The following is an 11,581-nucleotide window of genomic DNA, read 5'->3' as shown; positions in this document are numbered from 1 at the left end:
GCTACCGGATTACTTGAGGCCCTTGGCCCACTCGTAGGACTTCAGGTACGGGTCGGGCTGCACGGCCTTGCCGGAGTCCCAGACCGTGTAGATGAGGCCGTCGGCGCGGATCTCGCCGATGCGCGCGGTCTTGGTGATGTGGTGGTTGGAGCCGTCGATCACGACCGTGCCCTCGGGGGCGTCGAAGCTGACGCCGTCGGCATTGGCCTGAATGTCGGCCACGGCGAAGGACTTCGCCTTCTCGACGGTGTTCTTCCACAGGAAGACCGAGGCGTAGGCGGCTTCCATCGGATCGGAGGTGGGCTTGCCGGCGCCGAAGGCGGCCTTGTACGCGTCGACGAACGCCTTGTTGGCGGGGGATTCGACGGTCTGGTAGTAGTTCCACGCGGTCAGCTGGCCGACGATGTTCTGCACGCCGATGCCCGCGACCTCCTCCTCGGCGATGGACACCGAAACCACCGGCATATCAGCGGCTTTCAGGCCCGCGTTGGCGTACTCGCGGAAGAAGGCGACATTGGAATCGCCGTTGAGGGTGTTGAACACCGCGCCCGCCTTGGCGGAACGCACCTTGTTGACGATGGTGGAGAAGTCGGTGGAGCCCAGCGGCGCGTAGTCCTCGCCCTTGATCTCCATGCCGTTGGCGGAGGCCCAGGCCTTGATCTCGCGGTTGGCGGTCTGCGGGAAGACGTAGTCCGAGCCCACCAGGTAGAGGGAGGTGACGCCCTTCTGCTTCAGGTAGTCCAGCGCCGGAATGATCTGCTGATTGGTGGTCGCGCCGGTGTAGAAGATGTTCTTGCTGTCCTCCAGTCCCTCGTACTGGACCGGGTAGTAGAGCAGCGAGTTCAGCGATTCGAACTTGGGCTTCATGGCCTTGCGGGACGCGGAGGTCCAGCCGCCGAACACCGCGGCCACGCAGTCGGAGGAGATGAGCTTCTCGGCCTTCTCGGCGAAGGTCTTCGGGTCGGACGCGCCGTCCTCGGTGACGATTTCGATCTTCTTGCCCAGCACGCCCCCGGCCGCGTTGATCTGGTCCACGGCGAGCTTGGTGGAGTTGGCGACGGTGACCTCGGAGATGGCCATGGTGCCGGTCAGCGAGTGCAGCGACCCGATCTTGATGGTGTCCTTCGAGGTGTCGACGCACGACTCGGCGCCGGATCCGGTCGCGGAGTCGCCGTCGCGCGACCCGCATCCGGTGATCAGCACCGCGGACAGCGCCAGCGCGGTAGGAATGGTGATCGCCTTGATCAGGCGCCGCGAGCGATCTCGGCGAATGGAATCTTGCATGGGGCGGACCCTTCTCACTTCACGATGTCCGGCAGCACCGAACCTTCCGAATACCGCCGCGTATACAGCGGTGTATTCGTGCGCAGAACGGTAAACGGGAAGTATTGCGCCGGAATGACTCTCGGTGACACTCCGATTGCCGATGTTTCCGCGGCGTGAATTTCCGCTCACCGCACTCCGGTTCGAATCGGCAGGTGCGGTGTCGGCGCAGGTGAGAAGCGGGCGTCAGTGAATGACGTAGGGGGAGATGGAGCTTCGGTGTTCGCTGATATCGAGGGTTTTGCCGAGGGGCGGGAAGGCGCGCTGGGGGCATTTGGTGCGTTCGCAGACGCGGCAGCCGGCGCCGATGGGGGTGGCTTTGGGGTCGTTGAGGTCGAGGCCGTCGGCGTAGACGACGCGGCCGGCGTGGCGGAGTTCGCAGCCGAGGCCGATGGCGAAGATCTTGCTGGGTTCGCCGTAGCGGGTGGCGCGGCGTTCGACGGTGCGGGCCACCCAGAGGTATTTGCGGCCGTCGGGCATCTGGGCGATCTGGGTCATGATCTTCGCGGGGTAGGCGAAGGTCTCGTACACATTCCACAGCGGGCAGGTGCCGCCGGAGGAGGAGAAGTGGAAACCGGTGGCGGACTGGCGTTTCGACATATTGCCCGCGCGGTCGACGCGCACGAAGGAGAAGGGGACGCCGCGTAGTTTCGGGCGTTGCAGGGTGGAGAGGCGGTGGCAGATCGTCTCGTAGCTCTGGGTGAAGAAGGCCGACAGGCGTTCGATGTCGTAGCGGAAGTCCTCGGCCACTTCGTGGAAATGGGTGTAGGGCAGGACGGTGGCGGCGGCGAAATAGTTGGCCAGGCCCAGTTTCGCCAGCACCCGGGATTCGTGGCTGGAGAAATTGCCCTCCTCGACCAGCTTTTCGATGAGGTCGCCGCATTCCAGATAGGCCAGTTCCGCGGCCAGTTTGAAGACCCGCTGGCCGCCGGAGAGATGCGGGGCGATCTCCAGGCGGCGCTGCTCCGGATCGTAGCGGTGCAGCACGCCGTCGCCCAGGTCGATGCGCTCGACGATCTGCACGCCGTGCGCGGTGGTCAGGCGGCGCGGGATCTCGCGTTTGAGGTCGCCGCCGTGGAAGCGCATGCGATTGGTCAGCTCTTCGGCGGCGGTATCGAGTTCGTGGATGTAGTTCTGGCGCTGATAGAAGTAGTCGCGCACTTCCTCGTGCGGTTTGGAGATGGCGCCGGAACCGGAGCCGTCGGGGGCGAAACGGTCCTCGGTGGCGGCCGCCAGCTGCGCGGTCGTATTGCGGTAGCGCCGGTGCATATTGACCATGGCGCGGGCCAGGCCCGGGTGCGCGGAAACCATTTCGGCGATTTCCTGGGCATCGGCCTCGATGCCCAATTCCTGATCCATGACGACTTCCTGCAGTTCCGCGATGAGGCGGGTGTCGTCCTGGGAGGAGAAGAAGCCGGCGTCCACCCCGAAGACCTCGCTGATGCGCAGCAGGACCGGTACCGTGAGCGGGCGGACGTCGTGTTCGATCTGATTCAGGTAGCTCGCCGAAATCTCCAGCTTCTTGGCCAGGGAGACCTGGCTCAGCCCGCGTTCGGTACGCAGCTGGCGGAGCCGCGCGCCGACGTAAGTCTTGGCCATGTGCCCAGTTTATGGGCGGTTTCGCAGCCGTGCCAATCGGGAAATTAGCAGTACTGCTCGCGGCTCGGGATCCCGGGCGCGCGGGCGAAGTCACGCCACCTGTCGGGGCTTGGGGATACCGTCGAATCGTGCTCTTGTCGGATGTGGTGGAAGCGTCGGCGGCGGTGCGGGCCACCTCGTCGCGGAAGAACAAGATCAAAGTTTTTGCCGAGCTGCTGGATGCGACCGCGCCCGATGAATTGGCGCAGGTCGTCGCCTGGCTTTCCGGTGAATTGCCGCAGGGCCGGATCGGCACCGGCTGGCGGACGCTGACCGCCATGGCGGCGCCCGCGGCGACGGCCGCGACCCTCACCGTCGGGGCTGTGGACGCGGTCTTCACCGAACTGGCCGCGGTGAGCGGCAATGGTTCGACGGCCCGGCGGCGGGAATTGCTGGCGACCCTGTTCACCGCCGCCACCCGGGACGAGCACGACTTCCTGCTGCGCCTGCTCACCGGGGAAATGCGGCAGGGCGCGCTGACCGCCATCGTGGCCGAGGCGGTGGCGGTGGCCTTCGAGGTGCCGATCGAAGCGGTGCGGCGGGCGCACATGCTGTCCGGGCGGCTACCGGTGACCGCGGTGGCGGCGCGCGCCGGCGGTGCGGCGGCGCTGGCCGCGTTCCGGCTGGAGGTGGGGCGGCCCCTGCAGCCCATGCTGGCCTCGCCGGGCGCCGCGCTGGATGCGGCCATGGCGGAATTCGAGGGTGCGGTCAGCGTCGAGCACAAGATGGACGGCGCGCGCATCCAGGTGCATCGCCGGGGCGAGCAGGTGTGGGTCTTCACCCGCACGCTGCGGGACATCACCGCGAGCGTGCCCGAATTGGTGGGGCTGGTGCGCAGGCTCGACTGCGCGAGCGTCGTGCTGGACGGAGAAACGCTGGCGCTCAACGATTCCGGGCGGCCGCGGCCGTTCCAGGAGACCATGAGCCGGTTCGGCGCGACCAGCGCCCAGGAACTGCTGCTGCATCCGTACTTCTTCGACTGCCTGCACCTCGACGGCGTGGACCTGCTCGACGCCCCGCTGCGGGAACGGCGCGCGGCGCTGACGAAAGTGGCGGGCGGGCTGAGCATTCCGGCGCTCATCACACCGGATCCGGAGGCGGCCGCCGAATACTTCGACGGTGCGCTGGCGGCCGGGCACGAGGGCATCATGATCAAATCGCTGGACGCGCCCTATGCCGCCGGGCGGCGCGGCCGGGCCTGGCAGAAGATCAAACCCACGCACACTCTCGACCTGGTCGTCCTGGGCGCGGAGTGGGGCTACGGCCGCCGCACCGGCTATCTGTCCAATCTGCACCTGGGCGCGCGGGATCCGGACGGCGGCGAACCGGTCATGGTCGGCAAGACCTTCAAGGGCCTGACCGACGCCCTGCTGCAGTGGCAGACGGCGGAGTTCCCGCGCCACGAACGCGACCGCGACGCCACCACCGTCTACCTGCGCCCGGAACTGGTGGTCGAGATCGCCATCGACGGCGTGCAGGTCAGCCCCCGCTACCCGGGCGGCGTGGCACTGCGCTTCGCCCGGGTGGTGCGGTACCGCCCCGACAAGGAACCGGACCAGGCCGACACCATCGACGCCATCCGGGCGTTGCTGCCGCAGGCCGCGCTCAGTACTCGTACTCCCGATTCCCGGTGAGATTGGGCAGTCGCCGCCGTCCCGCGGCCAGCTCGTGCGCCAGATGCTCGTAGGCGATGGCCAATTCGGTGAGGCGCTGGGCGGCTTCGTCCACCGCGTCGTCCGGCGAGGTGGCCAGGGTGAGGTAGGCCAGCGCCGAGAACTGGGCGAGGCGGTCCACCACCGTGCCCACGGTCTCGGTGTGCAGGTGCGCGTCCCGCTCCGCCTTGGGCAGCTCCGCTGCCACCCAGCGGTCGATATCGTGCACCAGCCGGGCGCGCTCGTGGTCGATGGGACCGGTGGCGCCCGCCGCCGCGGTTAAACGCCGCTCGTGCAGATCCGCGAGTAGCCCGGCGCAGCGCAACACCGGGTGGTCGTCGGGCGGCAGTCCGCGGCAGGCCTGCAACAGCAGGTGTTTGGGTGGAAGCGAGTGCACGGCGGCCATACTGCCCCGCCAATATCTCCGATTGGCAACAAAATTCATTATGGCCTTTGCACGGCGGTAGTTCGCCCGGTCAGCGTTCCGGGAAACCCGGCATTGTGCCCAAAGCGCAACTGCCGGTTGGCACTCGGCTCAGGGCAGCCCGACCATCCCGACGCGCCGGGCGAAGTCCGCATAGGGCGTGTCGGCGCCCCGCCAGAGGTGCTGCGCCATGATCGGCAGGCGGGCGCGGACAGGCGCGACCATCTCCCGCTCGGTCGTGGCATTCGGGTCGTCGCACCAGACGAAGACCTTCGAGCCGAGCAGCCGGGAGCGCTGATCGGGTCGCAGCCGGGTGCCGTTGACGAAAATCACCCGCATCCGCCGCGCCGGATGCCACGGTCGCGGGGTGGCCGGTGCGCGCCATCTCGTCGGCCAGACGTCGCGCGGCCGCTCCGGCGGCTCCCGAGGCCACGATGCGCGGCTGTGCGGCCAGCGTGAACTCGCCCGGGCGAGCGTCGAATTGCCGAACGTCGGGCACGGACACCGGCAGCACGGAAACCCCGTCCGCGGCGGCGGGCGGCGCGGGCAGCAGCGACAGCACGCACAGGCTCACGGCGGCCCGGCCCAGCATCCGAATCAATTCGTGTCGCAGGGGCCACCCTGTCCGTAGAGGAAGTGATCAGGAACGATCAGACGAGGTCGACACGGACACCCGCTTCCCGGATCCGCGCGACCGTGTCCGGATCGGCCTCGGTGTCGGTGACCAGTACGTGCACCTGATCGATCGGGCAGATCCGCGCCAGGGCCGCGCGCCCCAGCTTGTCCGAGGTGGCCGCCACGATCACCTGCTGCGACCGGCGCACCATCTCCGCGTTCACCCCCGCCTCGCCCACGTGCGTGCACTGCGCTCCGCCCTCGACCGAGAGAGCATTCACGCCGAGAATCACGGTGTCCAACCGCAATTCGGCCAGGGACCGCTCCGCCAGCGGGCCGTGCAGCTCATAGGATTCCCGCCGCGCCATGCCGCCCAGGCAGATGGTGCGCAGCTGCGGCCGCAGCACCATCTCGGCCGCGATGTTCAGCGCGTTGGTGATGACGACGAGATCGCTGCCCGTCTCGGTGCGCCCGGCCAGGGCGCGTGCGGCCGCGGTCGTCGTGGTGCCGCCGTTGAAGCCCACCACGGCATCCGAATCCACCAGTGCGGCAGCGTGTTCGGCAATCCGCTGTTTGGCGCCGTCGCCCTGCCGGTAGCGGGCGGGCAGATCGTAGGCGACCGAGGTGGCCACGATGCCGCCGTGCGTGCGGGTGGCCAGCTGCTGATCGGCCAGGGCGGTGAAATCGCGGCGTACGGTGGCGGCGGAGACGCCGAGGCGCTCGGCGGCCTCCTCCACCGACAGCCGCCCGGTCTCGGCCAGCAGTTCCAGCAGGCGGTTCCATCGCGTGGACCGGTCGGCCGCAGCCGTCACCTGAACCCTCCTCGTTACTTCGCGCTCGTCACTTCACACTGCCGGCTGTCAGGCCCGATACCAGGCGTTTCTCGATCACGGCGAAGAGGATGACGACCGGCACGATACCGACCGTAGAGATGGCGAAGACGTATTGCCAAGCCGTGTCGTATTGGCCGATGAACTTGGTCAGGGCCACCGACAGCGGCTGATTCTTGTCGGTGGTCAGGATCACCAGGCTGGCGGCGAACTCGTTCCAGCAGGCGACCACGGTGAAGATGGTGGCGGTCACGATGCCGGGCCAGACCAGCGGCAGGCTCACCCGGGTGAGGATCTGCCAGCGCGACAGCCCGTCCAGCTGGGCGGCCTCCTCGATCTCCACCGGCACCGAGGCGAAGAAGCTGTGCAGGATCCACACCGCGAACGACAGATTGAAGGCGGCGTTCACCAGGATCATGGCCAGCAGCGTGTCGTCGATGCCGAGGGTGAAGAACTCGCGCATGAGGCCCGCCACCAGGACCGTCGGCTGCAGCATCTGGGTGATCAGCACCAGGCCCAGGAAGGCCGCGCGGCCCGGAAAGCGCCGTCGCGCGGTGTAATACGCGGCGGGCACCGCCACCAGCAGCACCAGCGCGGTCGCCACCGTGGAGATGATGATGGTGCTCGCCAGGTTGTAGGGCAGCGGCGTCTCCGGGGTGTCCCACATGGTGGCGTAGTTGCCCGGATGCCACTGCTGCGGCAGATAGGTGGGCGGGATCCGCAGGATCTCGGCGCGCGATTTCAGCGAGCCGAGCAGCATGGCGATATACGGGATCAGGAACAGCGCGGCGAGCAGCACGCCCACCGCGGTGAGCCCCCAGCGCCGCCGTTTCGGCCGGGGCGCCGCGCCTTCCGCCGGTTCGACCGGCAGCGGTGCGGCAATCGTCGTCGTCATGAGTCCACCCGATCGGCGGGCCTGATCACCTTCACATAGATCGCGATAATGCTGATGATCAGGACGAAGTTCAGCACGCTCATGGCCGCCGCGGTATCCACCTGCCGGTTCTGCTGGATCAGCTTGAAGGTCAGCGTGGTGGTGGTGTCGGCGTCGAATCCGGCGATGCTGCCGGTGAGCACCTGCAGGATCGGCAGCGAGTTGAACACATTGATGATGTTGATGATGGTGGCCACCGCAATGGCCGGGCGCAGCTGCGGCAGGGTCAGATAGCGGTAGCGCTGCCAGGAGTTCGCGCCGTCCACCCGGCCCGCCTCATCCATTTCCGCCGGAATCGATTGCAGCCCAGCCAAAATCGTATATGTGGTGAAAGGGATGGAGACGAATACCGCCACCCCGATGGCCACCACGAAAGCCTGGGTGGGCTGTTTGGTGAACCCGTAGCCGCGATCCAGCAGCCCGATATCCACCAGGAAGCGGTTGGCGAGGCCGACATCCGGATCCAGCAGGTAATAGAAGATGGTCGTGGTCATCACCACCGAGGCCGCCCACGGCACCAGCACCGCCAGCCGCACCGCCGTCCGGCCCGGGAAGTCCTTGTTCAGGAACTGCGCCAGCGCCGCCGACAGCACCAGGGTGATCAGCACGACCGCCAGCACCCACACGATGGTGTGCCACAGAATCGAGCCCAGCTCCGGAATGTCGAACAGCGCACGGTAATTCGCCAGACCGGCCGGACCGCGGTCCTGGCCGTACTGGCTGAGATCACGGGTGCTGGTCCAGATCATGTACCCGGCCGGGAAGACCACGATGGCCGCGATCAGCAGCAGTACCGGGCCGATCCACGGCAGGGCGGCCAGCCCCGCCGTGAATCGCTGTCCGCCCTTGCTCAATTCGCCGCTGCCTGGATCTTCTTCAGCACCTCGGCCGGGTCCGCGCCCTGGGCGATGGTGCCCATGTTCTGCTGGATGGAGCCCTGCACCGCGGCCCAGTTCGGGTTGTTGCTCGGATAGAACTGGGCGACCGGCAGGGTGGCGCCGAAGATCTTGGTCACCGGATCGTCGGCGAGCGCGGTCACGGCGCTGGCGGTGATCGGAATGAAGTGCTCGTTCTTCACGAAGTCGGCGTAGACGGGCGCGGAGTAGAAGTAGTCGAGGAACTTCTTGATGGCGGCCTGCTTGGAGCCGTCCTTCTTGAAGGCCATCAGATGATCGGCCACGCCGAGGGTCACCGGCTGGCCGGTCTCGGTCGGCGTCGGCGCGGTCGCGTACTTCAGGCCCGGGTTCTTCTCGGCGATCTGGCCGATGGTGGGCGGCAGGCCCTCGATCATGCCGATCTTGCCCTGAATGAAGGAGTTGATCACGTCCTTGCGATCGGTGGCGCCCGGATTCGGCTGGGTCACATTGGCATCGGCCAGGGCCTTCATGGCGCGCACGCCGTCCAGGTTGTCCGGGGTGTCGATGGTGAGCTTGTCGCCGTCGGACCACTTGCCGCCCGCGCCGAAAATCCAGATGGAGGACTCCGCCTGGGCTTCTTCCTTGCCGAGCGGCAGGCCGTAGCCGGAGACGCCGCCGCCGAGGGCCTGGATCTTCGTGGCGGCGTCGGTGAGCTCGGCCCAGGTCTTGGGCGGGGCCGCGATGCCGGCCTTCTCGAACAGCTCGGTGTTGTAGAACAGCGTGCGGGTGGAGGCGAACAGCGGTAGCGCCCACTGGGTTCCGTTGATGCTGGCGTTCTTCGCGAAGGCGGGCTGGATATCGGCGATCACCGAGGGGGAGACGATATCGGTTGCCGGGTAGAGCATTCCGTCGGTGGCGAAGCTGGAGTAGGCGTCGATGTTCAGGATGTCCGGGGTGCTGTCCTGCGACTGCAGCTTGGTGCGCACCACATCGTTGATCGAGTTCCAGGACTCGATCTGCAAGTTGACCTCGATGTCGGAGTTCTGGCCCTGGAAACCAGCGATGATCTTGTCCCACAGGGCTTTCGTGCCGTTCGCGCCGTCGCTGTAGGACGGCACCAGCAGGTTGATGGTGTTCGGATCCTTGGCGGAGTCGTCATCGGAACCGAAACCGCAGGAGGTGATTGCGAGCGTGGCCGCGGTGAGCATCGCGACGCCTGCCACTACGCGGTGAAGTCGTCTATTCACGAATGGAGCCTTTCGATACACACACCCGGCCGGAATCGCGGATGATGAACTCGATCGGGTGATCGGTGTCGAATCTAACGCACTACATGATTGATATTGACTACTTTGGCTGTAAATTTGACATGAACGATCACTGGGCGCACGCTGTTCTCGTGCTGACGTATCTAGCCGCCGAGGTCGAGTCTCAGCCGGATTGCTGGGCCCGCGCCGCGGCCATCGCCGCCGACCATCGCGACCTGCTGCCCGCGGACGGTGAGCGCGTGGCGGTGATCGGCTGTGGGACGTCCTACTACATGGCGAGAGCCATTGCCGCGCTGCGCGAATCGGCCGGGCAGGGCCGCACCGACGCCTGGCCGGCCGGGCAGCTCCCGCACGGCAGGGACTACGACCGCTATCTGGTGATCTGCCGCTCCGGGACGACCACCGAGGTCATCGACGCCCTGCGCGCACTGCCGGAAGCCGTGCCGCGCACCGTGATCAGCTCCAGCCCCGGCACACCCGTGCTGGAATTGGCCGCGCCCCTGCTCATCGACGAGGTCGACGAGCGTTCGGTCGTCCAAACCCGCTTCGCCACCACCACTCTGGCGATCCTGCGCAGCCACCTGGGCGAAGACCTGACCCCCGTGATCGCCCAAGCCCGCGAGGTCCTCGCCGAGGATCCCGCCGTCTCCCTCGCCGCCGTCCGCTACGCCGACCAGATCACCTTCACCGGAATGGGTTTCGCCGCCGCCCTCGCCGACGAGGCCGCCCTCAAACTCCGCGAGGCCTGCCAATCCTGGACCGAGTCCTACCTCTCCACCGAATACCGCCACGGCCCCATCAGCATTGCCGCCCCCGGCCGCGCCGTCTGGGCCCTCGGCCCCCAGCCCGGCGGCCTCCCCGCCGCGGTGACCGCCACCGGCGCCCATTACGAACACCGCCCCCTCGACCCCCTGGCCGAACTCGTTCGCGTGCACCGCCTCTGCGCCCTCCGCGCCACCGACCTGGGCCTGGACCCCGACCACCCGCGCAGCCTCACCCGCTCGGTGGTCCTCGACTGAGCTGGAGCCCGGCAGTGCAGCACGACCCCGCCACGCAGCCCGAACCGCCCGTCGCACCGAATCCGGCACTGGCTCCCGATGCGCTGGTGCTCGGCCTCGACGTGGGTGGCACCACCATCAAGGGCGAGATCACCGACGCCGCAGGCGAAGTCCTGGCCGCCGACGCCATTGCGACGCCGCGCGGCCCGGACGCCTTCGACGCCATGCTCGACCTGGGCGACCTACTGCTCGCCAAACTCACACCCGCCGACCGCTCCCGCGTCCACCGCGCCGCGGTCCTGCTCCCCGGCGTGGTCGACACCGCCAACTCCATCGCCGTCTTCAGCGCCAACATCGGCTGGCGCGACATCCACGTGGGCCCCCGCTTCACCGACCGCTGGTCCATGCCCGTCCTCCTCGAACACGACGTCACCGCCGCCGGCTGGGCCGAATGGCGCTTCGGCGCGGGCAAATCCCGCGGCACCGTCCTGGTCGTCGTCATAGGCACCGGAATCAGCGGAACCCTCTCCGTAGGAGGCCGATTCGTACGCGGCGGCCTCGGCCAAGCAGGCGAATACGGCCACATCCCGGTCCGCAAGAACGGCCTCCCCTGCCCCTGCGGCAACATCGGCTGTGTAGAAACCGTGGCCTCCGCCGCCGCCATAACCCGCGCCTACACCCGCCACACCGGCCGCGAATACAACAGCGCAGCAGATATTTTCGCGCGCCTCCCGGAAGATACGGCGGCTCAGGCGGTAGTCGCCGACGCCGTGGAAGCCCTGGCGGACGGCCTGATCGGCATAGTCCACGCCGTCTGCCCCGAACTCATCGTCCTCGGTGGCGGCCTCGCCGGCGCAGGCGATGCCCTCGCCCACCCCCTCCACCGAGCTCTCGGCACCCGCCTCCGCGTCGCCCCCAGCCCCGAGGTCGTCATCGGAACCTTCGGCGCCCGAGCCGGATTGACCGGCGCGGCCCTGCTTGCCCGCCAGGGAGCCCTGACGTGATGGACGGCCCGCCCGCTGTCGGCCCCCATCCATTGGTC

11 protein-coding genes are annotated in these 11,581 nt (G+C 67.7%); 3 read left to right on the top strand and 8 right to left on the bottom strand.

All coding sequences use genetic code 11. From position 1 onward, the window contains the following. Positions 1–9: 9 nt before the first annotated feature. Together urtA and ramB are read right to left on the bottom strand one after the other, a co-directional pair. Positions 10–1,284, bottom strand: coding sequence for an urea ABC transporter substrate-binding protein (urtA, locus tag ACYQ5L_RS36550; RefSeq protein WP_459962783.1), 1,275 nt, complete (start codon positions 1,282–1,284; stop codon positions 10–12). Positions 1,285–1,509: 225 nt separating this feature from the next. After that, positions 1,510–2,922 (bottom strand): acetate metabolism transcriptional regulator RamB, encoded by a 1,413-nt coding sequence (gene ramB / locus ACYQ5L_RS36545; protein WP_459962782.1) that lies wholly within the window; start codon positions 2,920–2,922, stop codon positions 1,510–1,512. Between the two features lie 128 nt (positions 2,923–3,050). On the opposite strand from ramB, the gene ACYQ5L_RS36540 reads away from it, so the two are divergent. Then, positions 3,051–4,595 carry an ATP-dependent DNA ligase gene (locus tag ACYQ5L_RS36540; protein ID WP_459962781.1) on the top strand — a complete coding sequence of 515 codons (1,545 nt, stop codon included), beginning with the start codon at positions 3,051–3,053 and terminating at the stop codon, positions 4,593–4,595. Here the strand turns inward: ACYQ5L_RS36540 and ACYQ5L_RS36535 are convergent. The 6 genes from ACYQ5L_RS36535 to ACYQ5L_RS36510 form a co-directional block, all read right to left on the bottom strand. Next, on the bottom strand, positions 4,567–5,010 hold the full coding sequence (locus ACYQ5L_RS36535; protein ID WP_459962780.1) for a DUF4254 domain-containing protein: 444 nt from the start codon (positions 5,008–5,010) through the stop codon (positions 4,567–4,569). The two genes, ACYQ5L_RS36540 and ACYQ5L_RS36535, sit on opposite strands and share 29 nt — an antisense overlap. A 138-nt stretch (positions 5,011–5,148) precedes the next feature. Continuing rightward, positions 5,149–5,376, bottom strand: coding sequence for a hypothetical protein (locus ACYQ5L_RS36530; protein WP_459962779.1), 228 nt, complete (start codon positions 5,374–5,376; stop codon positions 5,149–5,151). Positions 5,377–5,687: 311 nt separating this feature from the next. Further along, positions 5,688–6,464 carry a DeoR/GlpR family DNA-binding transcription regulator gene (locus ACYQ5L_RS36525; protein ID WP_459962778.1) on the bottom strand — a complete coding sequence of 259 codons (777 nt, stop codon included), beginning with the start codon at positions 6,462–6,464 and terminating at the stop codon, positions 5,688–5,690. A 28-nt stretch (positions 6,465–6,492) separates the two neighbouring features. Continuing rightward, entirely contained in the window at positions 6,493–7,377 is an 885-nt protein-coding gene (locus tag ACYQ5L_RS36520; protein ID WP_459962777.1) for a carbohydrate ABC transporter permease, read from the bottom strand. Next, positions 7,374–8,270, bottom strand: coding sequence for a carbohydrate ABC transporter permease (locus ACYQ5L_RS36515; RefSeq protein WP_459962776.1), 897 nt, complete (start codon positions 8,268–8,270; stop codon positions 7,374–7,376). The genes ACYQ5L_RS36520 and ACYQ5L_RS36515 overlap by 4 nt, the downstream gene beginning before the upstream one ends. Then, positions 8,267–9,520 (bottom strand): extracellular solute-binding protein, encoded by a 1,254-nt coding sequence (locus ACYQ5L_RS36510; RefSeq protein ID WP_459962775.1) that lies wholly within the window; start codon positions 9,518–9,520, stop codon positions 8,267–8,269. The genes ACYQ5L_RS36515 and ACYQ5L_RS36510 overlap by 4 nt, the downstream gene beginning before the upstream one ends. Positions 9,521–9,672: 152 nt before the next feature. Between ACYQ5L_RS36510 and ACYQ5L_RS36505 the strand changes: the two genes are divergently transcribed. Together ACYQ5L_RS36505 and ACYQ5L_RS36500 are read left to right on the top strand one after the other, a co-directional pair. After that, positions 9,673–10,560: an SIS domain-containing protein gene (locus tag ACYQ5L_RS36505; protein ID WP_459962774.1), complete on the top strand. Its 888-nt coding sequence runs from the start codon at positions 9,673–9,675 to the stop codon at positions 10,558–10,560. Positions 10,561–10,574: 14 nt separating this feature from the next. After that, positions 10,575–11,543: an ROK family protein gene (locus ACYQ5L_RS36500; RefSeq protein WP_459962773.1), complete on the top strand. Its 969-nt coding sequence runs from the start codon at positions 10,575–10,577 to the stop codon at positions 11,541–11,543. The last annotated feature ends 38 nt before the right edge of the window (positions 11,544–11,581 follow it).

The organism is Nocardia sp. IFM 10818 (assembly GCF_054655275.1).
Note: the sequence above shows the minus strand (reverse complement) of the source record. Positions and strands in the feature narration are given on the sequence as shown.

Coding starts and splice junctions, on each gene's coding strand:
- urtA (WP_459962783.1), bottom strand. CDS start 1,284: ATGCAAGATTCCATTCGCCGAGATCGCTCGCGGCGCCTGATCAAGGCG.
- ramB (WP_459962782.1), bottom strand. CDS start 2,922: ATGGCCAAGACTTACGTCGGCGCGCGGCTCCGCCAGCTGCGTACCGAA.
- ACYQ5L_RS36530 (WP_459962779.1), bottom strand. CDS start 5,376: ATGCGGGTGATTTTCGTCAACGGCACCCGGCTGCGACCCGATCAGCGC.
- ACYQ5L_RS36520 (WP_459962777.1), bottom strand. CDS start 7,377: ATGACGACGACGATTGCCGCACCGCTGCCGGTCGAACCGGCGGAAGGC.